Genomic DNA, 25,306 nt, shown 5'->3' on the forward strand with positions numbered 1-25,306 from the left:
AGAAAAACACTACTCTTGAGTAGTGACAGTTTATTGACATTGACAAAAAAATTTCCCAATAGCTTGTATTTCGTTTTGTAAAGATAGGTATCTCGATTAGAATAGCGCCAATTTGCGAAATTGCGGCGTACTTACCCCCATGTCCAATCAACCATCACAAGACCATCTTGACCTCGTTTATGGACTAGATGACCGACCAAAACCCTTCGTGGCTTTTCTAGCAGCTTTTCAACATTTGCTTGCAATTATTGTCCCGATTGTTACACCTGGACTTCTCATTTGTTTAGCTTTGGGCGTTTCACGTACCGAAACTAACATGATTTTATCCATGTCTTTGGTCATTTCAGGAATTGCAACTTTCTTACAATGCAAAAAAGTTGGTCCTTTCGGTGCAGGTCTACTCATTGTTCAAGGAACAAGCTTTAACTTTATTGGACCAATTATTGGTATCGGTAGTGCAATGGTTGCTGCAGGTACGCCAGTAAATCAAGTTATGGCTGCTATTTTTGGTGTGGTGATTGCTGGTTCATTTATTGAAATGGGTGTTTCACAAATTCTGCCATGGGTAAAAAGACTGATTACTCCGCTTGTGACAGGTATTGTTGTACTTCTGATTGGCTTGACACTTATTAAGGAAGGCTTGATTAGTATGGGTGGTGGTTATCAAGCCATGCAAGATCATACTTTTGCAAGTTCCGATAACCTTATAATGTCTTGTACAGTTCTTGCCATCATTATTGTCTTAAATCGCATACGCATAGTGTGGATTAAAAGCTCAGCTATTTTGATTGCTTTAGTTATTGGCTACATTCTTGCCGGCTTCATGGGTTATTTAGATTTCTCTGGTCTAAAAGACGCCCCAGTCATTCAAATTCCAACACCAATGCACTTTGGCTTAAGCTTCTCATGGGGCTTATTTATTCCAATGGCATTCATTTATTTGGTGACTTCATTAGAAGCAATTGGTGATGTCACAGCAACCAGCAAACTTTCAAACCAACCTGTAGATGGCCCTCAGTGGATGCAACGCATTAAAGGTGGGGTGTTAGTAAATGGCGCAAACTCTTTACTTGCAGGATTATTTAATACTTTCCCTAGTTCTGTTTTTGCCCAAAATAATGGTGTTATTCAACTCACGGGTGTGGCTAGTCGTTACGTAGGGATCTGGATTGCAGCTTTACTCATTATATTAGGGCTATTCCCAGCTGTAGCGGGTGTAATACAAGCTGTACCACAGGCAGTATTAGGCGGAGCAGTTATGGTAATGTTTGGTGCAGTTGCTGCCTCAGGCATTAACATTCTTTCATCTATCCATCTCGATCGTCGCGCACTTTTAATTATTGCAATCTCACTTGCACTCGGTTTAGGTGTTGCCCAAGTTCCACAAATTTTGGAGCACTTGCCAGAGTTATTTAAAAATATTTTTAGTTCTGGTGTAGCAACAGGTGGTATTGCAGCACTAATTTTAAATATTGTTCTGCCTGAAACCCACAAATAACCTATTTTTTAATTTTTTGATTACTGCCCAGTTTCCACTGGGCATTCTTCTTCATGAGAGATGTACATGGATCCTAGAAGTGAAGTGGTATTAAGACAGCAAGACTATTTAAAAGGTAGACTCTTGTTGATTAATGCACCCAATGATGCCTTAGTCAGTCAATTACCTACTGCGGTTGATGCCTCAGTCTGGACATGGAATTATGCCGACTACCAAGGTTTCATTAATACAGGTACCCCAGCACATTTCTCAGTTGAGTTTCCATCACAAGAATTTGATCAGGCTTTAATTTTTGTGCCTAAATCAAAAGAGCTTTTAAACTATATATTGCATGTAGTGATGAGCCATTTAAAGGCTGATCAATCAGTTTTTCTAGTAGGCGAGAAAAAAGGCGGTGTTGAAAGAGCAGCTAAACAATTACAAAGTTTTGGCCAGATACTTAAACTCGATAGTGCACGCCATTGTCAATTATGGCATTTAAAAATTGAAAAAACTGAAAAAATCAAGCCTCTTGAAAGCTGGTTAAAAACCTATACTGTTCAAGCAAATGAACAAGAACTTACCATTTGCGCGCTACCTGGCGTTTTTAGTCAAAATCATCTAGATGTCGGAACTGCTGTTTTACTCCCTTATCTAAATCAGGTGAAATCAGGTAGAATTGCCGACTTCGGGTGTGGTGCGGGAATTATCAGTTGCTATTTGGCAAAAGTAAATTCAAGTAATATTATTCATGCCCTAGATATTGATGCCTTCGCTTTACGGTCAACGGAAATGACTTTTAGTCGAAATGGAATAGGTTCAGACCAGTTGAGATTGCAGCCCGTTACGGGAATTGCAGACGCCCCAACAGAACTTGATGCCATTGTCAGTAATCCCCCCTTTCATCAAGGTATTCATACCAACTACGATGCAAGTGAAGGACTCTGCCAGAACGCTAAAAAACATTTAAAGGCATCAGGTGAGCTATGGATTGTAGCAAACCGTTTTTTAAACTATCCGATCTTAATCGAGAAGCACTTTGGTCAGTGTGAGATTAAAACTGATCTACAAGGCTTTAAGGTGTTATATGCCTGTGCATAACAAACTATGTAAGGAATCTCCATGAGCGAAACACATGCTCCTGAAAAACTCCAGCGAAAGCTTGGGGCTCGTCATCTGAATATGATCGCCATTGGTGGTTCCATTGGTACAGGTCTCTTCCTTGCTTCTGGTTCAACCATTGCAAATGCAGGCCCAGGTGGGGCGTTACTCGCCTATTCCCTCATTGGTATTATGATTTATTTCTTAATGACCAGCTTGGGCGAACTTGCAACTCATACACCGACATCTGGCGCATTCTTCACCTATGGCAGTCGCTATGTGGAAGAAGGCTTTGGTTTCGCACTAGGTTGGAACTACTGGTATAACTGGGCAATCACGGTTGCGTTTGAACTCGTTGCAGTACAGTTTATTATGAAGTTCTGGTTTCCAGATATTCCTGGGTTCTATTGGAGTGCGCTCTTCCTCGTCATTATTTTTATGATTAATGCGATGAGTGTAAAAGGATTTGGCGAAAGCGAATTCTGGTTTTCAATGGTTAAAGTTATCGCTATTGTTGCCTTCATTATCATTGGTATTGCCATGATTATTAAGGTGATGTTGACACCAGGTGTGGCCACTTTTGGTAATTGGACTTACAAAGATGCGCCTTTTGTAGGTGGTTTACAAGCCATGATTGGTGTTGCCATGATTGCAGGGTTCTCATTTCAGGGAACCGAAATGGTGGGTGTGGCTGCGGGTGAATCGAAAGATCCAAAGAAAACGATACCACTTGCGATTAAACAGATTTTCTGGCGAATTTTATTATTCTATGTATTGTGTATTTTCATTATCGGTACACTCATTGCCTATGATGATCCAAACCTATTACAAGCTGCGACAACAGAAAATGTTGCACTTTCTCCTTTTACCTTGCTTTATGAAAAAGTAGGCTTTGCTTTCGCTGCGAGCTTAATGAATGCGGTTATTTTGACAGCTATTTTGTCGGCAGGTAACTCAGGTATGTATTCTTCTACCCGTATGTTATTTGATATGGCTCAACAAGGCCGCGCACCAAAATGGTTTGCAAAACTCGACAATCGTGGTGTTCCAATGAATGCCTTATATGCGACTACATTTATTGCTGCATTCTGCTTCTTAACGACTTTTATTGGGGAAAAACAAGTCTTTAACTGGCTTCTCAATATGTCTGGGATGTGTGGTTTCATTGTTTGGCTAGGTATTGCAATTTCACATTATCGTTTCCGTAAAGGTTATATTGCTCAAGGTTATAAGCTCGAAGATCTTGCCTACCGTGCTAAGTTTTTCCCATTTGCTCCATGGTTTGCCTTTATTCTTTGTTCTGTCATTATCCTTGGCCAGAACTATCAAGCTGTTTTAGGTGGAAAAATTGACTGGATGGGCTTACTTTCTACCTATATTAGCTTACCTTTATTCTTAGTAATTTGGCTCGGATATAAATGGAAAAATAAGACTAAATTAATACCTTACGATCAAATGGATGTAAAACCAGAGCAAGATTAATAGTAAGCTTAAAGAGCTAATCAAAAATAACTAAATGTCAAAAACTTGATCTTTAGTTAAAAACAGGTAAAATGCCGTTCAGATTTTCAACGGCACTTTTTAAAAAAGGAGGACATCATGCCAACACTACAAGGTAAAACACAGTAACGATTTGGCACGATGTCAGCTCACGGACAAGTGTACAAATTTAATTCACTTGTCCGAATGCTCGAATTTAAGACCTAGCATTCGCTAGGTTTTTTTTATGCCTATTCGGACAGAAAAATAAGAGAAAAATTATGGGCATACAAAAAATATTAAACGAAGAGGCACTGTATGGTGTGCCGGTTAAAATTTTCACTCAAGATATAGATAGTGAAAGTATCGAACAACTAAAGAAAATTGCACAACTGCAATTCATATACTCACATATTGCTGTTATGCCAGATGTTCACGTAGGAAAAGGCGCGACTGTAGGTAGTGTTATTCCGACTAAACATGCAATTATTCCAGCTGCAGTCGGTGTAGATATTGGTTGTGGAATGAATGCAATTCGTTTGAGTTTAAAAGCGTCACAACTTCCAGATAACTTAAGCCGTTTACGTGATGCAATCGAACGTAAAGTACCCGTCGGTTTTGCTTTACATAAACAGGTCAAAGCTAAAGCGTCGAGTATTATTCCACTCGAAAAGCGTTTACAACCGATTATAAAGAAACATCCAGGTCTAGTTCGTATGCTTCGGCAGTTTGATGCAACTTGGCAAAAACAATTAGGGACATTAGGAGGTGGTAATCATTTTATAGAGTTATGTATTGATGAAAATCAAGATGTATGGGTCATGCTCCATTCAGGTAGTCGCGGACTTGGTAATGTCATTGGTACTTATTTTATTGAACTTGCCAAGAAAGAAGCACAACATCGCTTCGGGCATGTACCTGATAAAGACCTAAGTTATTTTGCTGAAGGTTCAAATAGTTTTAATGATTATGTAGAAGCTGTGGAATGGGCACAAGAATATGCTTTCGAAAATCGCAAAGAAATGATGCGATTAGTCTTAGAAGCAATTCGACCTCTTCTACCCTCTTTTCAAATGACAAAAGAAGCAATTAATTGCCATCATAATTATGTAAGTCGAGAAACCCATTTTGGTGAAAATCTTTTAGTTACCAGAAAAGGAGCGATTAGAGCGGGTTTAAATGAGTTAGGAATTATTCCAGGTTCTATGGGAGCACGTTCTTATATTGTTAGAGGAAAAGCTAATCCTGAGTCTTTTTGTTCTTGCTCTCACGGAGCTGGCCGCAAAATGAGCCGAAGCAAGGCAAAAATACTTTTTAATCAACAAGACTTAATTGAACAAACGCAAGGAATTGAATGTCGTAAAGACAGTGGTGTTGTCGATGAGATTCCAAGCGCTTATAAGGACATTGATGAAGTTATGGCGAACCAGTCAGATCTTATTGAAGTGGTCCATACACTTAAACAAGTTTTATGTATTAAAGGTTAAAACATGAAAATTAAAGAAATGTCAAAAATTAAGGCTCGCAACCACGTAGCCCTTTCACCTTTACTTCAAAAAGGTGGCATGCATGAGACAGAAAAACCTCGTGCACAGCATCGTCGAGATAGACAAGATACTAAACAGCAATTAAAAAAAGGGGTTTGGTAAAACTGATCTAACTATGAACAACTGAGTACATATTATCAAGGAGATAGAGAAATGAAAGATATTTTAAAAATCACAATAAAAAAAGCGACTCTAACGAGTCGCTTTTTTACTGTTCAGAAACTCAAATTATTGAGCTTGTTGACCAGGTTGAACTACTACAGTACGGCTACCAGTAATTGTCGCGAATACACGACGGTTCATAGCACGACCTTCTTTAGTTTTGTTGTCAGCAATCGGTTGATCCCAAGCGAAACCTTGAGTAGACAAACGAGAAGCGTCAACATTGTATTCGTTTACAAGAGCTGATTTAACAGAGTTAGCACGAGCTAAAGATAAACGTTCGTTCAACTTACGTGGACCAGTGTTATCTGTGTGACCTTCGATACGTGCAGTAGCGTTAGGGTATTCAGATAATTTTTCAGCAACTTTAGCGATTTCTGGCTTGTATTGGTCTTTGATGTTTGATTTGTTAGTATCAAAGAACACACGAAGTTCCATGTTAAGGTCTTCAGTTAACTCTTGTGGTTGTGGAGCAACTGGAGTTGGTTCAACTGGAGCAACTTCTACTACAGGAGCAGCAGGCTTCAAGTGACCACCAAGAACTACGTTTAAACCAGCTAAAGCTGTATAACGCCAGTATTTTTCGTCAAAGTCATAAGTACCACGAGCTTCAGTACGAAGAGATAAAGCATCGTTTAAGCGATAGAACGCACCGATACCAGCGTTACCGATAGTATCTTTTTTGTCTGCATAAATGCCATCAAATTCAGTTTTAGTTTGACCAGCACCTAATAATACATACGGCTTAAATTTGCTGTCGTAGTTCTTAGTGATCAAATCTGAAGTTGCGTAGAAGTTACCAGCAACAGTTTTTTGTTTATATTCAGCACCAGCTACGCCAGTACCATCAAGATCACCCTTAACTTGGTTATATTCAGCTTCAAAACCTAACCAAGGAGTTAATTCAACACCTAGTGCAGCACCAACGAATAAATCATCTTGTAATTCAGCATGACTTGTTAATTTATCGTTGTTATGCTCGCTGTCTTGCCAAGTGTAACCAACTAATAATGGAGTAACAGTTACGCCAGCATTAGCAGCAGCTAATGGAGCAGCAACCAGCATAGTAGCAAGTGCAATACGACTCAATTTCATGGATATCCTCCAGAGATAACAATTGTTGTTCAAGCTCAGCCTAAATTTATTGGCCCCTGAGATATTTTTACCCCAGTATTATTTTTAAGCTATTCACATTTGAATCATACAAACACTTGATAAACTTTCCAAGTGCTTGATAATTTTAATCAAGTAAATTATTGACAAAATTACTTACAATTTCCGTTGTAATTCGGTAATTTTTTACTCAACTAGCAAAAATGAATAACTTCTTTGTTTCGCTTGCGGTGATTTTACCAGTATTCTAGCCAACTGATAACCCTTATTTAATTTTGTGTTTCCTTATTATAAAAAATAATATAAATCATTGTCAGAAAACATAAAATTGCTCTATTTATACATATATTAAGGTTTCTTAATGTTTAGATCTCCTGGTTTTACTATAGTTGAGCTCTCTATAACCCTCGTAATTCTTGTGATTATGTCAGTTATAGCCATTCCTTTATACCATCAATTTATGGCATCTGTAGAATTAAAAAATACTTCGCGTGTACTCACAATTCATATACAAAAAGCCAAATCGGACGCAATTATTAAGCATAAGAACATTGTTCTGTGTCCAAGTTCAGATCAGGTAATCTGTAATACAGATTGGAATAAACACTTAATCAGCTTCATAGATAGTAACCGTAATCTACAGCATGATTTAAATGAAGAATTATTAACCTCTATAGATCTTAACCATACTTATGGTTCTATGAAATTACAACGTTTTGGTAAAAAACAAAATAGTATTGTTTTTCAAGGAAGCTCGGGACTTCCAATCGAGTCTAATGGTAGTTTTATTTACTGTTCTTATGATCAGCTTAAAAATTTTAAATTAGTTCTTAGCAAAATGGGGCATGTGCGTGTCGAAGAATTAAAAAATTGTTAGAACTCTACAGTCTAATGCCGAGACCAATACATCCCTCATTTTGCAATATACTGCTTAAGTTTTAATGTTTTCTTAATTTGAGATAAAGAACAATCGGAGATTACAACAATGACTGACATCGTAATTGTTAATGGTGCTCGTACTGCTATGGGTGGTTTTCAAGGATCACTATCTGGTCTAACTGCTCCTGAACTAGGTGCAGTAACAATTAAAGAAGCAATCGCACGAGCAGGCTTGCAACCTACTGATGTCGAAGAAGTCATTATGGGTTGTGTACTACCTGCGGGTTTAAAACAAGGCCCTGCTCGTCAAGCGATGCGTAAAGCTGGTTTACCTGACTCTACAGGTGCAGTGACGATTAATAAGCTTTGTGGGTCAGGCATGAAAGCCGTGATGCAAGCAGCAGACATGATCAAAGCAGGCAGTGCTGAAATTGTGGTTGCAGGTGGCATGGAGTCAATGACTAATGCTCCTTATGTATTGCCCAAAGCACGTGCTGGTTACCGTATGGGTCATGGCGAAATTAAAGACCATATGTTCTTCGACGGTTTAGAAGATGCTGAAACAGGTCGTTTAATGGGTTCATTTGCTCAAGATATGGCAAATACACGTGGTTATACACGTGAGCAAATGGATGACTTTGCCATTCGCTCTTTAAAACGTGCTCAAACTGCAATTACTGAAGGCTATTTCAAAGATGAAATCGTCCCTGTTACTGTCTCTACACGTAAAGGCGATGTGATTGTTGACCAAGATGAACAACCTTTAAATGCGAAGATTGATAAAATTCCTTCACTTAAACCAGCTTTTGCAAAAGACGGTACAATTACCGCAGCAAATGCGAGTTCTATTTCTGATGGTGCTTCTGCATTGGTATTAACATCAAGTGAAGTTGCAGCACAACGTGGCTTAAAACCGCTTGCTAAAATTATTGCAACAGCTTCAAATTCTCAGCATCCTTCAGAATTTACCATCGCTCCTGTGGGTGCTATCGAGAAAGTTCTTAAAAAAGCTGGATGGAATGCTCAGGACGTTGACCTTTGGGAAATTAATGAAGCATTTGCTATGGTTACCATGTGTCCAATTGATGATTTCAAACTTGATGCAGAGAAAGTGAATATCAATGGTGGTGCTTGTGCCCTAGGTCATCCGGTAGGTTCTACAGGTTCTCGTATTATTCTTACACTTATTCATGCGCTTAAACGTACTGGCGGTAAAAAAGGTATTGCCGCACTTTGTATTGGTGGTGGTGAGGCAACAGCTGTTGCCATTGAAATTCTTTAATTAAAATCTGTTTAAAATCCCACTTCGGTGGGATTTTTTATGAAAAATTTACAAAAAAAGACCCACAAAATCACTTTTAAGTTTTAACTTATTCCTTTAAACGAAAACAACAATGGACAATAACAATGCAACTCAATCACTATCTCAATTTCCAAGGTCAGGCAGAACAAGCCTTTAATTTTTATAAATCGGTCTTTGGTGGTGAATTTGCTATGCTGAGCCGTTATAGCGACATGCCACCTAATGAGGGTGTAACATTATCGGAAGCCGAAAAAAATTTAGTGCTGCACGTTTCTCTACCGATTAATGAGTACACAGTACTCATGGCATCAGACACTATCGATCAATTCTGTACCCCGAATAGTGTATTTACTAAAGGTAATAATCATTACATCGCAATCAACCTTGAAAAAGATGAGCAAGAAAAAGCAAAACAGCTGTTCGATGCTCTATCTGTAAATGGACAAGTTGAAATGCCATTAGAAAAAACTTTCTGGGGTGCATTATACGGTGCATTTACCGATCAGTTTGGCATAAAGTGGATGGTTAACTGTCAGCTTGATACATAATATTTTTTAAGATCAGACCCTTATAGAGACACTTACTATTTCTATAAGGGTCTTAAACATTAATATTAGAATACTGCGCAATAATCATTAAACCAACGGTAATAAAACCTATACCTACCCATCCAGCTACATCAATATTCTGCCCAAGAAAAATCTTTGCAAGAAAAGCAGTTGCTAATACACCTATTCCAGACCAAAGCACATATAAAATTCCCGCCTGCATATATTTCAAAGCAATAGCTGCACATGCAAAAGACCCAATATATAAAACTAGAGCAATTCCTTGAGCAGTTTTATTAACTAATCCATTGCCTTTAGCCGAATAAAATGTTGAGAGCACATCTGTCGCAATAGCAAATATTAACCACCAAGCACCGGGATTTATTTTTGAAATTAAGCCTAACATTCTTATTCTTCATTCATTTATTAAAAAGTAATTATAAAAAAAGCTGAACCTAAGTTCAGCTTCTTCATTTAAAATTATTTAAGCACCAGTTTGATAACTTGCTTGCGGTACAGCTGTTGAAGCTTGGTACGGGTTGGTAAAGTCTTGCAAACCAGCTGCCGCCTCTTGCACATCTTTACCTTCTTTAATTACAAAACTATCAAAACCTGAGCGCTTTAAGTAGTTTAAGACATCCTTAAACACATCGCCAGTTGCGCGCAGTTCACCTTGGAAACCTTGACGACGTAATAGCGCTGCAAATGAATATCCACGACCATCACCAAAGCCAGCAAACTCAATAAAGATCGCATCAAGTTCGCTAAGTGGGAATGTATGATCTTCTGGTGAATCGCTCACAGTCACATACAAAGCTTTTTTGCCTTGAACGTTAGCTAATTGATCGAGTTGAACGGTTGTTACAACAACATCACCTTGAGGAACCACACCATCTTCTGCAATGATTTGATAAGTATTGTCTGCAATTGTGCCGTCTTTATAAAGCACTGGTAGAGCTGTATTAAGCATATGCACGCTCCTTAAATGGTTGAATTCCTACACGGCGATATGTATCGACGAAACGCTCACCTTCAGTACGTAAATCAAGATAAGTATTTAATACTTCTTCAATAACGTCTGGAACAGCATCTGCTGCAAATGATGGGCCTAAGATGTCACCGATAGATGCATCATGGTCTGAATTACCACCTAATGTAATTTGGTAGAACTCAGCGCCTTTTTTATCTACACCTAAAATACCGATGTTACCCACGTGGTGGTGACCACAAGCATTCATACAACCAGAAATATTTAGATCTAAATGACCAAGATCATAAACTTTGTCTAAGTCTTCAAAACGACGTGTAATCGCTTCAGCAATTGGAATTGATTTCGCATTTGCAAGTGAACAGAAATCACCACCCGGGCAGCTAATAATATCGGTAATAAAGCCGATATGTGCACGTGCCATATTGTGTTGTTCAAGTGCTTGCCATACATCGAACAAGTCTTTTTGAGGCACATCTGCCAAAGCAATATTTTGTTCGTGAGTGGTACGAAGCTCACCGAACGTATATTTATCAGCAAGATCTGCAATAAAATTCATTTCTTCGGTGGTCATATCACCTGGTGCGATGCCTGCACGTTTTAGAGAAATCGTAACAATACGATAGCCTTTCACTTTATGTGCATGCGTGTTGATATTGAACCATTGTTTGAATTTTGGATGCTCAGAGAATAAATCCGTGAAATCTTCATCTGCCAAATCTTGATAATCAAACGGAGTGAACTCTTCATCCAGTTTTTTCAAGATTTCTGGCTGAATTTTTAGTGCTTCACGTGTGTGTTCAAATTCAGCTTCAACTTTCTGTGCAAATACTTCAGGTGTTAATGCTTTAACCAAGATTTTGATACGCGCTTTATATTTGTTATCACGACGGCCATGCAAGTTATAAACACGAAGAACAGCTTCTAAGTAAGCAATTAAATCTTCACGTGGTAAAAACTCACGAATGACACTACCAATGATTGGAGTACGGCCTAAACCACCACCAGCCATAATTTTATAGCCAATTTCACCTGCCTCATTACGCACGATATAAACACCAATATCGTGGAATGCAGTTGCTGCGCGATCTTTTTCTTCAAGTGCAGAAACAGCAATTTTGAACTTACGTGGCAAGAATGCAAATTCAGGGTGGAATGTACTCCACTGACGAATCAATTCACATGTTGGGCGAGGGTCTGCAATTTCACCAGCAACCACACCCGCATATTGGTCAGTTGTCGTGTTGCGAATACAGTTACCACTCGTTTGAATAGCATGCATTTGTACAGTTGCAAGTTCTGCCAAAATATCTGGCACATCTTCAAGTGCAGGCCAGTTTAACTGAATGTTTTGACGTGTTGATACGTGTGCATAACCACGATCATATTTTGTTGAAACTTCAGCAACTTTACGTAATTGTTTTGAATTCATTAAGCCATACGGCACAGCAATACGCAGCATAGGCGCATAACGTTGCACATATAAACCATTTTGCAAACGTAATGGACGATATTCATCTTCAGAAAGTTTGCCAGCTAAATAGCGTTCAGTCTGATCACGGAACTGAGCAACTCGTTCATTAACCAGCTGCTGGTCGAAATCGGTATATAAATACATGGCGTATGGCTAGTAGATTCATTATTAAGGCGGATAGCATAGCGAGCTTTTATTCATCAATAAAATGCTTTTTTTGCATATTTAATAACGATTTTATTGATAAGCTTATATACATCGATATAAAAAAGCCCAGATAAATCTGGGCTTTTTTGATAGCAAACGTTTATTTGTTATCTGGCAATGCATAAGCCACTAAATAGTCGCCCATTTTTGTACCAAATGAACCATGACCACCGGCCATGATCACTACATATTGCTTACCGTTAATTTCATAAGTCATTGGTGTTGCTTGTCCACCTGCTGGTAAACGCGCTTCCCATAATTTCTTACCATTCGTGACGTTAAACGCACGGATGTAGTTATCTTGAGTTGCACCAACAAACATAACATTACCGGCAGTAGAGATTGAACCACCTAAACCAGGAACACCAATTTTAACAGCTGGTAATTGGAACAGTTTTGGTAAGCTATCACGGATAGTACCAATACGTTTTTTCCAAACGACTTCATGAGTTTTCAAATCTACGCCAGCCACATATCCCCAAGCTGGTTGTTTACAAGGTAAACCAAGCGGAGATAGGAATGCGCTGATTTCTACACCATACGGTACGCCATACATTGGCTGAACACCTTGCTCAGTACCTGCACCTTTTGCAGTTTGCGCGCGGTTTGGATCAGCAGGAATTAGACGACTTACAAATGGCAAGCCAATCGGATTCATGACAGCAACTTGACGATCAGGGTTAACTGACATACCGCCCCATTCAAACACACCTAAGTTACCAGGGAAAACTAAAGTACCGTTTTCAGATGGTGGTGTATAAATACCATCGTAATTGAGACGTTTGAATGACACACGACACATAAGCTGATCAAGCATAGTGGCACCCCACATATCTTTATCAGTCAATTTATCTTGTGGTGCCAAGTTCAAGTCAGAGAATGGCTGAGTTTTTGAATAATGCTCGCCTTTAGTCTGTGGTCCGCGTTTAACTGTTTGTGGAACTGGTTTCTCAGTTACAGGAACAATTGGCTGACCATTACGGCGATCAAGAACAAAGGCATTACCTGTTTTGGTCAATACATAAATTGCTGGAACAGTTTTACCAGATTTGTCTTTAATATCTGCCAAAGATGGTTGTGACGGTACGTCCATATCCCATAAGTCGTGATGGGTTGTCTGGAAGTTCCAAATCAATTTACCAGTTGAAGCATTAATCGCTAACATAGAGTTTGCATAACGTTCTTTCAACTCGGTACGGTCACCACCCCAAATATCTGGAGTACCTACACCTGTTGGAACATAAACGATATCAAGTTTGGCATCGTATGCTAAAGGTGCCCAAGCATTTGGAGAGTTATGAACAAAAGTTGTGCCTTCACCTGGCATAGCATTTGGATCTGCTGCGCCAGTATCAAATACCCAAAGAAGCTTACCAGTGTTCACGTCATATCCACGAATCACACCAGATGGCTCTTTATTTGAATAGTTGTCTGTCACAGAACCAGCAATAACTACTGTTGAACCTGTCACAACACCAGGAGACGTTGGGTTATAACCACCTGGATAAGCATATGGCATAAACTCTTGTAAGTTCACTTCACCATTTTGACCAAAGTCAGTACATGCTTTACCAGTGTCAGCATTCACAGCAACTAAGCGCCCGTCATTAACTGGAACAAAGACTTTACGTGGACATTGTGTAGAGCTAGATTTCTTGCTTTGGAGGCTCGTTGCAAACTCAGTAGTATTGTTTGCATCGTAGTACATTACACCACGACAAGTTAAATGCTGGAACGATTTATCCGTTTTAAGTTTCGGATCAAAACGCCATTTTTCTTTACCAGTAGCCGGATCAATCGCAATTAATTGTTGGTGAGCCGTACAGATAAACATGTTATTACCAATTTTAATTGGCGTAACCTGATTGGTTGTTTCACCAGAATCATTATCTGTTTTGAAATCACCAGTACGTAGTGTCCATGCTACTTTCAAATCTTTGACATTTTGGTCATTAATTTGTTTGAGCGGAGAATAACGCTCACCAGCTTGAGTACGACCATAAGCTGGCCAATCACTCTCTGCTACACCTGGAACGGCTTGAGCAGTTTCTGGTTGAGGAGTTTTGATCTCACCATTAATTTCTTGTGGATCGTTGAAGATAGAATAAACCATCAACACGATTGCAATCGCTAAAGTTGAAGATAAGGCAACTTTACTTGATCCAAGGTTGTTGATTCCACGAGTCACTGCCGGAACCAATAACCATAAACCAAGAATACCTAAAATATCTAAACGAGGTGCAAGCGCCCAAAAGTCTGTTCCAACTTCCCAGACACTCCAGATAATAGTACCTAGCATTAATGCAGCATAAACCCACAAAGCAGTTGAAGCGCGCTTGTAGAGTTGCCATGTAACAATGAGAAGTAAGACTCCAGCTACAATGTAGTAAATTGAACCGCCTAGTGTAGCGAGCCAAATACCTCCAATTAACAGGAATAACGCCAATAACCCAATAATGATTACGGTAAATGTCGTTAATCCTGATCTTGAAGAAGGTTGATTCATAAACCACCTCTTATCAATCATCATTTTTATCGGAAAGATGTGCCAAAAACCTTATAGAAAAATGGCATCACCAATACATATAAAACAAAATTCAGGCATAAAGAAAAAAACGGAAGGTCTGGATACTTCAATCAATGATTTAGCCCTCGACAATCCGTTTTTCGGAATAATTACTTAGAATACGGTTGAGAATTTAATACCGCCTACCCAAGTGTTATCACCATTTTTTAATGCACCAACATGACGAACATATTGCACATTTGGACGAATAGTTAGCCAGTTAGTGGCATGAATACCATAGTAAAGCTCGGTATTATATTCAGTGTCATATTCTTTGGCTTGAATATCGCTCCAGTCATCATTGATATGAATACGAGCAACGCCAAGTGCCAACTCATCTTGTGGACGTTGATTGAGCAAACCTTTGTAGACTAAGCCTACATTTTGCATGTTATCAACTTTATTAGTATCTGAGTCGTGGAAAGTAAGGTTCACAAAACCTGTTAAACCGCGATCAGTTTGATCAGCTGGCTGGAATAATTTTTGTTTCGCAGTTACCCAAACACCTTGCTTATGAGATGTTTTGGTTGGATTAGTAATTTCCTCTGCATCAGCAGTGCTGTAGTAATAACCTAAACGGTATTCACCAGGCATGCTTTGCACGCCTAATTTAGGTGACCAAACGACCTCTGCCGGAATAATTGCACCGTGAGAACCATCTGTGCTTAGGTTGAAACCTTTGCCACGCTCCAAGTTCTCTGGGTTATATTCATATACACCAATTTGCGTATATAAATCGGGTTGCACATTATATTTAACACGCATTGCCCATTGGCTAACTGGCCAGTTATACCACTGATCGCCTACCCAGTTACCCACTTGTGAACCACAGAGGGCCAAGTTCTGGAAGTCACAGTCAAAACTATTAAAGTCTTCACCTTCACCAAAACGACCAACTTTTACATCTAACTTCTGATCAAGGAATTTTTTCTTAATCCACAAGTCTGTTAAACGCCAAGTTTGCTCACGCCCCCACACTTCTTGTGCAGAACTAATGTGTCCACCTAAAGCTGGAGAATGTTCAGAAAGCGATTGCCCATCACGATAAGTTAAAGTGATTTGAGCTTCAGTATCTTGCCACCCTAAAATTTTACCTAGGTCCAAATGCGAACCTAAAGCAAGTTGCCCTGTATAAGCGCTACCGTGTGTAGAAGTATTCTTTGAATCTAAAATACCGGCGTATTCACCGGTATATCCAAAAGAAAAATCATAACCTTGTGCTTGTAACGCTGTACGTTGCCCGTTCCAATCACCCAACATCCAAGAACTATTTGGGTCAAATGCAGCAGCAGCTTGTGCATGCTGAACAAAAAGAGTAATTGATAAAACGGATAAACAGGAAACCATCAAAGATTTATGCGTTTTCATGTTTACGAACCTTTTATGTCTTTGTTTATAAAGGTTACGCTAATTTTATGTAAAGAAATTATTCAAAATGTTAATCAATTGATTAATCAGATAATAATCTTAGTACTTACTGTATAAGAAATAGCCCTCTAACCTTACCACTGCCCCTCGCCAAGCTTTTGACCTACAAAGGAATATCGCATTTGGGAACGTGAGAACTTAATTGGGCATGCAATTTGAGGTTCTGTATCTGTCGTATTATTTTGCAAAGGAACATTCACAATCCATCCACGTTGTTGTGCTAACGGTGAATTTAAAGCCTCACTTAAACTCAATACGGGTTCTACACAAACATCGAGATTTGCAAAAATTTCATGCCATTCTTTAAATGTTTTGGCTTTAATTTTTTCTTGAATGGCTTGCTTAACTTCCTGTCGATCTTGCACATCTAATGACGCACCTTTTTGTAATAACACAGGTAAATCTAGTGCTGCAGACAAACCTGCCATAAATTGCGGTTCAAGGCTACCGATAGAAAGATAACGGCCATCTTGCGTCATATAATAGTCATAGAAAATACCTCCATTAAGCATTCCCTGTTCTGGCGCCTGTTCAACTTGTCCTGCAAGCGTAGCTGACGCAGCCATACTATTTAGACTCGCCACACAATCCGTCATGGAAATATCAATATATTGGCCTATACCACTACGACTGCGCTCAACGACCGCAGCCAAAATCGCAATAACTGCATGTAATGATCCACCTGCAATATCGGCAACCTGAATGCCAAGCGGTGGTGGACCACTATCTTGTCGGCCACTATATCCAGAAATACCTGCTAAAGCTAAGTAATTAATGTCGTGTCCAGCTCGATCTTTGTAGCTTCCTGTTTGTCCATAACCTGTAATTGAGCAATAAATTAAACGCGGGTTAATTTCTGCAAGCGTTGCATAGTCCAATCCTAAACGGCGCATGACATCTGGTCGAAATTGTTCTATGACAATATCAAACTCGGAAATCCTGGTTTTTATCAGATCAATACTGGCAGCATCTTTTAAGTCGAGAACAATCGACTGTTTATTTCGGTTTAGATAACTATGTGCAGTCGCCTGTCCATTGGCATATGGCGGCATTATCCGAATGAGATCTGGACGTGATGGAGATTCGATATGGATGACTTCTGCCCCCATATCGGCCAAATACATTGTGGCAAAAGGTCCAGGTAAGAGCGTCGAGAAATCGAGAACTTTAAGTCCATTTAATGCTGTCGTCATCGTATTTTTAACCACTATTATTCGAATTTTCTTTTATATTAGTTAAGCAAATATTCTAAAACAATGTCATGTTCAGCCATTTACCTTGATCATTTCGGCAATTTAACATGTAAAAAGTGCTTTTACACTGTTGTAAATCGCCAATTTATTTTTTTAGACGGTCATTTAGGTCAATTTAAAGTGAACATCAAAGAGACTGAAGGATTCAATATGAGTCGCGATACGATTAGCATCCACTTCGTGAATGCGGCTTTGACAGGCGTAAAACGCCTTGGCATGGATGTCGAGACGTTACTTTCACATGTGGGTATCGAAGCGGAACTATTACGTCAACCTAAAGCTCGAATCTCACCAGAACAATATACCCGTTTTATAAAAATGTTATGGATGGTCACACAAGATGAACACGTCGGCTTTGATGTACAGCCGCGTCGTTTGGGCACTTTTGCCATTATGTGTCAGTTGATTATTCATGCAAAAACCTTGGGCCAAGCCCTTGAACTCTCATCTCAGTTTTATAAATTATTTGGTGATGAATGGTCAGTAACGCTAGAGCGTGACAAACACGAAGCGCGTTTAGTACCTCTCATTCCAAAAACATTAGATCCAGATCATTTCATTACTGAAAGTATGCTCATGATTTGGCATGGTTTGGCATCTTGGCTGATTGAACGCCGCTTACCATTAGAACGTGTTCATTTTAGCTATCCGCGCCCTGCACATGCAGATGAATATGATGCTTTATTCTTTGCGCCAGTTATGCAGTTTGATGCACCACGTACTGAAATAACCTTTGCAGCTGATTATCTTGATTTACCAATCCGTCAAGATGAAAAAACGCTAGAAGAGTTCTTGAAAGCAGCCCCTGCTCAGCTTTTAGTAAAATTCAAGAACACCAACTCGCTGACTTCTCGTATTCGTGACGTACTTAAGAGTCAAATTGGTGAAGAAATGCCAACGCTTAACGACGTTGCATCAATGCTGTATTTATCTCCGCAAACTTTACGCCGCCGCTTAGCTGCTGAAGGTAAAAGCTATCAAGGCGTAAAAGACGCTCTACGTCGAGATGCTGCGATTCACTTATTGCTCAACCCTGAATTAACACTTGAAGATGTTGCTCAACAGGTAGGCTTTAGTGAAACCAGTACATTCCACCGTGCATTTAAAAAGTGGACTGGTGTAACTCCTGGCTTATATCGCCAACTACATGGTTACCACTAATTCTTAAATCTCTTTATATTCACATCTAGCCCAAGTTCAACTTGGGCTTTTTTATATCTCTATTGGCAAAAATCATCACCTGACTGGTGCGCTTATCGTCATTGCGCTCGCTATTAAAACCAGTACACTCAAAGCACAAATAAATTTTAAGCAATAAAAAAGGAACTGTTATGAGCGAGGCTTACATTATTGATGCCATTCGCACACCACGCGGAAAAGGAAAAAAAGACGGCTCTCTTTATGAAGTAAAACCAATATCATTACTCACCACCCTATTAAACGAATTGCAACAACGCCATCAGCTTGATACATCTAAAGTGGACGATATTGTTCTGGGCTGCGTAACACCAATTGGCGATCAAGGTGGGGACATTGCCAAAACCGCAGCAATTGCTGCTGGTTGGAATGATGATGTTGCTGGCGTACAAATTAACCGCTTTTGTGCTTCAGGTTTAGAAGCCGTCAACATGGCAGCCATGAAAGTCCGCTCTGGTTGGGAAGATTTAGTGGTTGCTGGCGGTGTTGAATCAATGTCGCGTATTCCAATGGGTTCTGATGGCGGACCATGGGCGTTAGATCCAGAAACCAACCTTAAATCATCTTTTGTTCCACAAGGTATCGGAGCTGATCTTATCGCAACCTTAGACGGCTATAGCCGTGAAGATGTTGATAATTTTGCGGTAAAGTCGCAACAAAAAGCAGCGGCAGCTCAAGCAAATGGTTATTTCGATCAATCAGTTGTGCCAGTCAAAGATCACGCAGGTGTGGCGATTTTAGAAAAAGATGAATTTATTAAAGGCAATACCACACTCGAAGGCCTTGCAAAACTCAACCCAAGTTTTGAAATGATGGGGCAAATGGGTTTTGATGCAGTCGCTTTACAAAAATATCCAGAAGCACAAAAAGTAAATCATGTTCATCACGCAGGTAACTCATCAGGCATTGTCGATGGAGCAGCTCTCGTTTTACTGGCTTCAGAAAAAGCAGTGAAAGAACAAAACTTAAAACCACGCGCTAAAGTTTTGGCGACTGCCCTAGTCGGTACCGACCCAACCATCATGTTAACTGGTCCTGCACCTGCTGCACGCAAAGCCTTGGAAAAAGCTGGTTTAACAATTGATGATATTGACCTATTTGAAGTCAACGAAGCATTTGCAGCTGTCGTGATGCGTTTTATAAATGAGCTCAATGTCCCTGCTGAGAAAGTCAATGTAAATGGCGGTGCAATTGCTTTAGGACATCCTTTAGGCGCAACCGGCGCCATGATTTTAGGCACCCTGCTTGATGAGCTTGAACGACAAGATAAAAAACGCGGTTTAGCGACGCTCTGTGTCGGCGGTGGTATGGGTATTGCCACCATTATTGAACGTGTATAAAAATTTAGGGATAGATAAAGATGAGTGCAATTCAATACGAAAAAAATGCCGATAATATTGTCATTTTAACGCTTGATTCAACTGGACAATCTGCAAACACCATGAATGCTGAGTTTCGTGACTCGCTTGATGAGGTCACTCAGAAACTTAAAGCAGAAACGGAACTTTCAGGCGTTATTTTCCGTTCAGCTAAAAAAACATTCTTTGCTGGTGGTGATTTAGATGAACTGATTCAAGTTCAACCTGAGCATGCAACTGACTTTTTCAATATGGTTGAGAAGTTAAAAGGTCATTTACGTACAATTGAAACGCTTGGTATTCCAGTTGTTGCAGCATTGAATGGAACGGCACTGGGCGGTGGATGGGAAATAGCTTTAAGTTGCCATCACCGTATTGCAATCAATGATCCAAAAAGCAAATTTGGCCTACCAGAAGTTACTTTAGGTTTACTTCCGGGTGGCGGTGGGATTGTACGTATGGTACGTCTGCTTGGCCTTCAAAATGCATTTCCATTTTTAATGGAAGGTAAGCAGTTCGGTGTCGATAAAGCAAAATCTTTAGGCTTAATTCATGACACAGCTGAAAGTGAGCAAGAGCTTTTAGATAAAGCAATTACATGGGTTAAGGCAAATCCGAAATCTCAACAGCCTTTTGATGTGAAGGGTTATAAAATTCCGGGTGGCGATCCAAAAACTCCGGCAGTTGCACAAGTTCTTGCCATTGCACCAGCCATGTTAAAAGACAAAACCAAGGGCTGCTACCCTGCTCCTGAAGCGATTATGGCTGCCGCAGTGGAAGGCGCTCAAGTTGATGTTGATACGGCGTTGCGCATCGAGTCTCGCTATTTTACCCAACTAGCAACAGGCCAAATTTCTAAAAATATGATTGGCACGTTCTGGCATGGCCTAAATGCAATTAAGTCTGGTGCAAGCCGCCCTGCCGATGTTGCAAAATGGCAAGCGACTAAAGTTGGTGTGTTAGGTGCGGGCATGATGGGTGCCGGTATTGCCTACGCCACTGCAATTAAAGGCATTCCGGTTGTACTTAAAGATGTATCTGTTGAAAATGCAGAGAAAGGCAAAGCATATTCTCAGAAATTGCTAGATAAACGTGTTTCACAAGGCCGCATGACGGCAGAAAAACGTGATCAGATTTTATCGCTCATTACAGCTACAGCTTCTGCTGAAGACTTACAAGGTTGTGATCTGATTATTGAAGCCGTATTTGAAAACCAAGAGCTCAAAGCGAAAGTCACTCAAGAAGCCGAACAATATTTGGTGCCTAATGGCGTAATGGCATCAAATACATCAACCCTACCGATCACAGGTTTAGCGCAAGCAAGCAAGGATGATAAAGCGTTTATCGGTCTGCATTTCTTTAGCCCCGTCGACAAAATGCAGTTGGTTGAGATTATTAAAGGTAAAAACACCTCGGCAGAGACGCTTGCTAAAGCCTACGACTTTGTACAGCAAATTGGAAAAACGCCAATCGTTGTTAATGACAGCCGTGGCTTCTTTACCAGTCGTGTGTTTGGTACTTTTATTCAAGAAGGTATGCGCTTGCTTGCAGAAGGTGTCCACCCAGCACGTATTGAAATGGCAGCACTGAAAGCAGGCATGCCTGTGGGACCACTTGCGATTCAAGATGAAGTGTCTTTAACTTTGACAGAGCATGTTGCCAGTGAAGCACGTAAAGCGCTGCAAGCCGAAGGCAAAGAGCTACCGAAAACACCAGTAGATGAAGTGATTCATACCATGATTCATGAGTTAAACCGTAAAGGTAAAGCTGCTGGCGCAGGTTTTTATGATTATCCTGAAAATGGTAAAAAGCACCTATGGGAAGGCTTAAACCGCTGGCAGAAAGATCATGATATTTCTGAGCAGGATATGATAGATCGCATTTTGTTTGTACAAGCCTTAGATACCTTACGTTGTTACGAAGAAGGTGTGTTGGAGTCGGTTATTGATGCGAATGTCGGTTCTATTTTTGGAATTGGTTATGCCCCTTGGACTGGCGGAGCGATTCAATTCCTAAATCAGTATGGTATTGATAAAGCAGAGAAACGTGCTGAAGAGTTGGCTGCCAAATATGGTGAGCGCTTCACGCCCCCAGCGTTACTCAAAACCAAAGCTGAGCAGAAACAAAATATTCAATAATTTAAATCTATTAAATATTTAAAAACTGCATAAACCTTACCCATATAAATATATTTTATTTATATGGGTTTTTCTTTATGACCTTTAAGATTTCAGCCTACTGCCTAAATATGCTATAAATAGACTTCATTTTTGTGCTTCTACAGCACATTCGAGAAATCCTTATGTCCGATAAAAATTCTTCCGAGTCAGCAGTTTTAGGCTGGAAATTTGTTCTGATCGTTGGTGTTTTAAGTGCGATTTTCCTTGGCTTCTTCTATTTAGCAATGAGTAATGAACCTGACTATATGCCAGGTGCTCAGCGCAAAGCTCAACAGCACGAAATGCAACAAAAAGCTGAAAAATCGACAGATCAACAAAGTCAGCATGACAACATGCCTGAAATGGACATGCAAGAACATCAGCATTCACATCAGTAATCAGATATTTTTCAAATGACAGATTTTTCCCGCAACGCACTGGTTGTAGAAGGTGGAGGCATGCGTGGTGCCTTTACCAGTGGTGTACTTGATGCTTTTCTACAACAACAGTTCAATCCTTTTGACTTATACGTTGGTGTATCTTCTGGTTCGACCAATGTGGCTAACTACTTGGCAGGTCAGCAAGGTCGGACTTTAACCTTCTATGTTGACCATTCATTACGTCCTGAATTTATCGATTATAAGCGCTTCTTTAAAGGTGGCGATTTACTTGATTTAAAATGGATGTGGGAAATTGGTGAAAAAGAACATCCACTTGATCAACAGAGCCTTTTTGCCAAAAATCCAGATTTTTATATGGTGTTGACGCATGCTAAAACAGGTCATGCCGAATATCTTCGTGCTGGTAAAGATAATCTGTTAAATGCACTGCGTGCTTCTAGCTCAATTCCGGTTTTAACTCGTCATCCCGTCGATATTATGGGTGAACCCTACTTTGATGGCGGCGTTGCAGATGCTCTACCTGTTCGCTGGACGGCTCAGCAAAGTGGTGTCAAAAAGCTATTAGTTTTACGAACTCGCCCGAAGAACTACTTTAAAGCAAGTAGTCGAGGCGACCAATTCCTTGCAAAATATGCTTTTAAACACCATTACGGTTTTGCAAATAGCTTGCGTAACCGCTGTGCCCGTTATAATGCTTCAGTTGAATTTGTTCGTAGCAGTAACCCTGAACAGCAAATTTTAGAGGTATGTCCACCGCCTCTTAAAAATATGGCAGGTCGTTTAACGACAAATCCGAAAAAGCTTCGTTACAGTTATGAAGTTGGTTTGGAAACAGGCTTACAAGCCATCGAAAACTGGAATGCTATGAAGTAATTCAAAGTTGAGATTTCTAAAAAGGAATCTCAACTTAACGCTAAAGTCATATCAATATGTGGAATACCACAATCTTGGTAAACCTCACCCTGCACTTTAAAACCTAGAGCTTCATAAAAAGCTGTCACATAAGTTTGCGCGGAAAGCTTTAAATAAGGCAATTTTTGATTACGGGCATAGTCAATAATATGCTGCATTAAAATTTTACCTATACCCTGCTTTCGATAAGGTATTAAAACAGCAACACGTCCTACACTATGCTGCGGTAACAAGCGTGCTGTAGCGATAGGCTGCTCTTTGTCATACACCATAAAGTGCACAGCAGTGGCATCAAAATCATCCCACTCGTCTTCGGGTGCAATACCTTGCTCTTGAATAAAAACTTGTTCACGGATGTATTTGGCGTCCTTCTCAAGCTGTTTCTAATCACCCGCTATAATTTTATACATCCACTCACCTTCCTAGCATTTGCAACCAATATTTTCGATTGGTAACTGATCTTGTAACAACAATTCCAAGGTCTGTTTTTTAATCCCGCACATTTCTTTCAATGCTTGAATTTGAGCCATAATCTTTGCATCAGGTTGAGAAACGTTTTTGCGTTTTGTTGCCAAAATCATTTTATTTTTGCTGGTATGTTCAAGCGATACAAACTCAAAAACTTTAGTTTCATAGCCATAAGCTTTTAAAAGTAAAGCACGTAATGTATCAGTCAACATCTCGGCTTGTTGCCCCGCATGAATACCAAACTGTAGCATGGGTTGTAAAACTTCAGGGCTATGTAGTTGTGGACGTAATTCTTTGTGACAGCACGGTGCGCACATAATCATTGAAGCATTTAAACGAATTCCAGTATGAATGGCGAAGTCAGTCGCAATATCACATGCATGTAAAGCAATCATAACGTCCAGCTTTTCCGGCTGATAACTACGAACGTCACCTTCGAAAAAGTCTAAGTGGTTAAAATCTACTTTTTCGGCTACATTCTGGCAAAACTCCACCAAGTTACGGCGCAGCTCTACACCTGTAATGAGCGGTATCTTTTGTTGTTCCTGTAAATAATCATATAAGGCAAAAGTTAAATAACCTTTTCCTGAACCAAAATCGACGATGTTTATCTCTTTTTGCTCAGCATCAATCTGCTCATATGCGCTCGCAAAAATTTCGATAAATTTATTAATCTGCTTCCATTTACGAGCCATACTTGGAATGATTTGAGCTTTTTCATCGGTAATGCCAAGCTCTTTTAAAAATGCACTATTCTGCTGTACATAACGTTGTTTTTCACGATCATGCGCTTGTACAGTTGGAGCGGTAGTCACTCTTTGCTTTTTACCCATATTAAGCATGGCTTTTTTCTTATTTTTTTTAAGCTGAATTTCTTGCAGAGTTGAAAATAAATTTGCTTGTTTGCATTGAACAATCAGTGTTGCGATCTGTTCTAAACCCTCTTCAAAGGTATAGTTTTTGGTCACATCTTGAGTAGTATAATGATATAAAGCTGAAAGCTGTTTTTTCCCACTTAACTCCACAATACGGAAAGTGATTTTTTCTAGCTGTGCCATCTCTCCTTTATATTGGCTCAAAATCAAACGCTCAAAACTTTGCTCATCAAGCATTTGTTTGATTTCATGAAAGAATTGCTGTTCTTGCTCAAAGGAGAAAACCGACACAGATATACCTAAAGAATGGTGACTCATATAAAGTGAAAGTTTAAAGGGTATAGGATTAAAAATAAAATAACTTTACGACTGTTTTGTATTTCTATACATTTGTATTTTTAATCAAAAAAA

Annotated in this window: 22 protein-coding genes; 13 read left to right on the plus strand and 9 right to left on the minus strand. The window is 39.7% G+C overall.

From position 1 onward, the window contains the following. Window positions 1–139: 139 nt before the first annotated feature. The 5 genes from ABLC00_RS15425 to ABLC00_RS15445 all read left to right on the plus strand — a co-directional run bounded on the left by ABLC00_RS15425 (window position 140) and on the right by ABLC00_RS15445 (window position 5,706). Window positions 140–1,498, plus strand: coding sequence for a uracil-xanthine permease family protein (locus tag ABLC00_RS15425; RefSeq protein WP_004885351.1), 1,359 nt, complete (start codon window positions 140–142; stop codon window positions 1,496–1,498). Between the two features lie 66 nt (window positions 1,499–1,564). After that, window positions 1,565–2,578 carry a class I SAM-dependent methyltransferase gene (locus ABLC00_RS15430; protein WP_002051385.1) on the plus strand — a complete coding sequence of 338 codons (1,014 nt, stop codon included), beginning with the start codon at window positions 1,565–1,567 and terminating at the stop codon, window positions 2,576–2,578. Window positions 2,579–2,599: 21 nt separating this feature from the next. Beyond that, window positions 2,600–4,060, plus strand: a complete 1,461-nt coding sequence (locus tag ABLC00_RS15435; protein WP_002051328.1) for an amino acid permease — start codon at window positions 2,600–2,602, stop codon at window positions 4,058–4,060. 278 nt (window positions 4,061–4,338) lie between these two features. Continuing rightward, a complete protein-coding gene (locus tag ABLC00_RS15440) occupies window positions 4,339–5,544 on the plus strand; it encodes an RtcB family protein (RefSeq protein ID WP_004885349.1) in 1,206 nt (401 codons plus the stop codon). Between the two features lie 3 nt (window positions 5,545–5,547). Further along, window positions 5,548–5,706: a hypothetical protein gene (locus tag ABLC00_RS15445; RefSeq protein WP_004885347.1), complete on the plus strand. Its 159-nt coding sequence runs from the start codon at window positions 5,548–5,550 to the stop codon at window positions 5,704–5,706. Between the two features lie 126 nt (window positions 5,707–5,832). Here ABLC00_RS15445 and omp38 read toward each other — a convergent pair whose 3' ends face one another. Next, on the minus strand, window positions 5,833–6,861 hold the full coding sequence (gene omp38 / locus ABLC00_RS15450; RefSeq protein WP_004885345.1) for an outer membrane protein Omp38: 1,029 nt from the start codon (window positions 6,859–6,861) through the stop codon (window positions 5,833–5,835). Window positions 6,862–7,240: 379 nt separating this feature from the next. On the opposite strand from omp38, the gene ABLC00_RS15455 reads away from it, so the two are divergent. From ABLC00_RS15455 to ABLC00_RS15465, 3 genes are all read left to right on the plus strand, one after another. Continuing rightward, window positions 7,241–7,756, plus strand: a complete 516-nt coding sequence (locus ABLC00_RS15455; RefSeq protein ID WP_004712040.1) for a GspH/FimT family pseudopilin — start codon at window positions 7,241–7,243, stop codon at window positions 7,754–7,756. 108 nt (window positions 7,757–7,864) lie between these two features. Beyond that, the gene (locus ABLC00_RS15460) at window positions 7,865–9,040 is read left to right on the plus strand and encodes a thiolase family protein (protein ID WP_004885343.1); all 1,176 of its coding nucleotides are present in this window, start codon (window positions 7,865–7,867) and stop codon (window positions 9,038–9,040) included. A 125-nt stretch (window positions 9,041–9,165) separates the two neighbouring features. Beyond that, the gene (locus ABLC00_RS15465) at window positions 9,166–9,609 is read left to right on the plus strand and encodes a VOC family protein (RefSeq protein ID WP_002051396.1); all 444 of its coding nucleotides are present in this window, start codon (window positions 9,166–9,168) and stop codon (window positions 9,607–9,609) included. Window positions 9,610–9,661: 52 nt separating this feature from the next. Here ABLC00_RS15465 and ABLC00_RS15470 read toward each other — a convergent pair whose 3' ends face one another. The 6 genes from ABLC00_RS15470 to ABLC00_RS15495 form a co-directional block, all read right to left on the minus strand. Beyond that, window positions 9,662–10,015 (minus strand): multidrug efflux SMR transporter, encoded by a 354-nt coding sequence (locus tag ABLC00_RS15470; RefSeq protein WP_002051463.1) that lies wholly within the window; start codon window positions 10,013–10,015, stop codon window positions 9,662–9,664. A 78-nt stretch (window positions 10,016–10,093) separates the two neighbouring features. Beyond that, on the minus strand, window positions 10,094–10,579 hold the full coding sequence (locus ABLC00_RS15475; RefSeq protein ID WP_004885341.1) for a DUF934 domain-containing protein: 486 nt from the start codon (window positions 10,577–10,579) through the stop codon (window positions 10,094–10,096). Next, the gene (locus tag ABLC00_RS15480; RefSeq protein WP_004885339.1) at window positions 10,572–12,215 is read right to left on the minus strand and encodes a nitrite/sulfite reductase; all 1,644 of its coding nucleotides are present in this window, start codon (window positions 12,213–12,215) and stop codon (window positions 10,572–10,574) included. The genes ABLC00_RS15475 and ABLC00_RS15480 overlap by 8 nt, the downstream gene beginning before the upstream one ends. 163 nt (window positions 12,216–12,378) lie before the next feature. Next, window positions 12,379–14,784 (minus strand): glucose/quinate/shikimate family membrane-bound PQQ-dependent dehydrogenase, encoded by a 2,406-nt coding sequence (locus ABLC00_RS15485; RefSeq protein WP_002051504.1) that lies wholly within the window; start codon window positions 14,782–14,784, stop codon window positions 12,379–12,381. 174 nt (window positions 14,785–14,958) lie between these two features. Beyond that, on the minus strand, window positions 14,959–16,191 hold the full coding sequence (locus ABLC00_RS15490) for a carbohydrate porin (RefSeq protein WP_079744820.1): 1,233 nt from the start codon (window positions 16,189–16,191) through the stop codon (window positions 14,959–14,961). Window positions 16,192–16,346: 155 nt separating this feature from the next. After that, on the minus strand, window positions 16,347–17,465 hold the full coding sequence (locus ABLC00_RS15495; protein ID WP_004885329.1) for a CaiB/BaiF CoA-transferase family protein: 1,119 nt from the start codon (window positions 17,463–17,465) through the stop codon (window positions 16,347–16,349). A gap of 210 nt (window positions 17,466–17,675) precedes the next feature. Here ABLC00_RS15495 and ABLC00_RS15500 point away from each other — a divergent pair, with 210 nt between their 5' ends. The 5 genes from ABLC00_RS15500 to ABLC00_RS15520 all read left to right on the plus strand — a co-directional run bounded on the left by ABLC00_RS15500 (window position 17,676) and on the right by ABLC00_RS15520 (window position 23,513). Next, a complete protein-coding gene (locus tag ABLC00_RS15500) occupies window positions 17,676–18,686 on the plus strand; it encodes an AraC family transcriptional regulator (RefSeq protein WP_002051267.1) in 1,011 nt (336 codons plus the stop codon). A gap of 170 nt (window positions 18,687–18,856) precedes the next feature. Next, complete coding sequence (locus ABLC00_RS15505) at window positions 18,857–20,062, plus strand: acetyl-CoA C-acetyltransferase (RefSeq protein WP_004885327.1); 1,206 nt, start codon at window positions 18,857–18,859, stop codon at window positions 20,060–20,062. Between the two features lie 20 nt (window positions 20,063–20,082). Continuing rightward, window positions 20,083–22,218 (plus strand): 3-hydroxyacyl-CoA dehydrogenase NAD-binding domain-containing protein, encoded by a 2,136-nt coding sequence (locus ABLC00_RS15510; RefSeq protein WP_004885325.1) that lies wholly within the window; start codon window positions 20,083–20,085, stop codon window positions 22,216–22,218. A gap of 164 nt (window positions 22,219–22,382) precedes the next feature. After that, entirely contained in the window at window positions 22,383–22,637 is a 255-nt protein-coding gene (locus ABLC00_RS15515; protein ID WP_004712023.1) for a hypothetical protein, read from the plus strand. Between the two features lie 15 nt (window positions 22,638–22,652). Further along, the gene (locus ABLC00_RS15520; protein ID WP_004885324.1) at window positions 22,653–23,513 is read left to right on the plus strand and encodes a patatin family protein; all 861 of its coding nucleotides are present in this window, start codon (window positions 22,653–22,655) and stop codon (window positions 23,511–23,513) included. Between the two features lie 29 nt (window positions 23,514–23,542). Here ABLC00_RS15520 and ABLC00_RS15525 read toward each other — a convergent pair whose 3' ends face one another. Then, a complete protein-coding gene (locus tag ABLC00_RS15525; protein WP_227509140.1) occupies window positions 23,543–23,908 on the minus strand; it encodes a GNAT family N-acetyltransferase in 366 nt (121 codons plus the stop codon). A 66-nt stretch (window positions 23,909–23,974) separates the two neighbouring features. Further along, window positions 23,975–25,186, minus strand: a complete 1,212-nt coding sequence (locus tag ABLC00_RS15530; RefSeq protein WP_348941034.1) for an SAM-dependent methyltransferase — start codon at window positions 25,184–25,186, stop codon at window positions 23,975–23,977. Between the last annotated feature and the right edge of the window lie 120 nt (window positions 25,187–25,306).

Origin of the sequence: Acinetobacter nosocomialis, assembly GCF_041021905.1 — a bacterium.
GTDB classification, from domain to species: domain Bacteria; phylum Pseudomonadota; class Gammaproteobacteria; order Pseudomonadales; family Moraxellaceae; genus Acinetobacter; species Acinetobacter nosocomialis.

Excerpts from the sequence above, each read along its gene's own strand:
- ABLC00_RS15515 (WP_004712023.1), top strand. The coding sequence starts at position 22,383 with ATGTCCGATAAAAATTCTTCCGAGTCAGCAGTTTTAGGCTGGAAATTT.
- ABLC00_RS15505 (WP_004885327.1), top strand. The coding sequence starts at position 18,857 with ATGAGCGAGGCTTACATTATTGATGCCATTCGCACACCACGCGGAAAA.
- ABLC00_RS15490 (WP_079744820.1), bottom strand. The coding sequence starts at position 16,191 with ATGGTTTCCTGTTTATCCGTTTTATCAATTACTCTTTTTGTTCAGCAT.
- ABLC00_RS15460 (WP_004885343.1), top strand. The coding sequence starts at position 7,865 with ATGACTGACATCGTAATTGTTAATGGTGCTCGTACTGCTATGGGTGGT.
- ABLC00_RS15465 (WP_002051396.1), top strand. The coding sequence starts at position 9,166 with ATGCAACTCAATCACTATCTCAATTTCCAAGGTCAGGCAGAACAAGCC.
- ABLC00_RS15455 (WP_004712040.1), top strand. The coding sequence starts at position 7,241 with ATGTTTAGATCTCCTGGTTTTACTATAGTTGAGCTCTCTATAACCCTC.
- ABLC00_RS15480 (WP_004885339.1), bottom strand. The coding sequence starts at position 12,215 with ATGTATTTATATACCGATTTCGACCAGCAGCTGGTTAATGAACGAGTT.
- omp38 (WP_004885345.1), bottom strand. The coding sequence starts at position 6,861 with ATGAAATTGAGTCGTATTGCACTTGCTACTATGCTGGTTGCTGCTCCA.
- ABLC00_RS15510 (WP_004885325.1), top strand. The coding sequence starts at position 20,083 with ATGAGTGCAATTCAATACGAAAAAAATGCCGATAATATTGTCATTTTA.
- ABLC00_RS15425 (WP_004885351.1), top strand. The coding sequence starts at position 140 with ATGTCCAATCAACCATCACAAGACCATCTTGACCTCGTTTATGGACTA.
- ABLC00_RS15430 (WP_002051385.1), top strand. The coding sequence starts at position 1,565 with ATGGATCCTAGAAGTGAAGTGGTATTAAGACAGCAAGACTATTTAAAA.
- ABLC00_RS15445 (WP_004885347.1), top strand. The coding sequence starts at position 5,548 with ATGAAAATTAAAGAAATGTCAAAAATTAAGGCTCGCAACCACGTAGCC.
- ABLC00_RS15520 (WP_004885324.1), top strand. The coding sequence starts at position 22,653 with ATGACAGATTTTTCCCGCAACGCACTGGTTGTAGAAGGTGGAGGCATG.
- ABLC00_RS15485 (WP_002051504.1), bottom strand. The coding sequence starts at position 14,784 with ATGAATCAACCTTCTTCAAGATCAGGATTAACGACATTTACCGTAATC.
- ABLC00_RS15435 (WP_002051328.1), top strand. The coding sequence starts at position 2,600 with ATGAGCGAAACACATGCTCCTGAAAAACTCCAGCGAAAGCTTGGGGCT.
- ABLC00_RS15500 (WP_002051267.1), top strand. The coding sequence starts at position 17,676 with ATGAGTCGCGATACGATTAGCATCCACTTCGTGAATGCGGCTTTGACA.
- ABLC00_RS15495 (WP_004885329.1), bottom strand. The coding sequence starts at position 17,465 with ATGACGACAGCATTAAATGGACTTAAAGTTCTCGATTTCTCGACGCTC.
- ABLC00_RS15470 (WP_002051463.1), bottom strand. The coding sequence starts at position 10,015 with ATGTTAGGCTTAATTTCAAAAATAAATCCCGGTGCTTGGTGGTTAATA.
- ABLC00_RS15440 (WP_004885349.1), top strand. The coding sequence starts at position 4,339 with ATGGGCATACAAAAAATATTAAACGAAGAGGCACTGTATGGTGTGCCG.
- ABLC00_RS15475 (WP_004885341.1), bottom strand. The coding sequence starts at position 10,579 with ATGCTTAATACAGCTCTACCAGTGCTTTATAAAGACGGCACAATTGCA.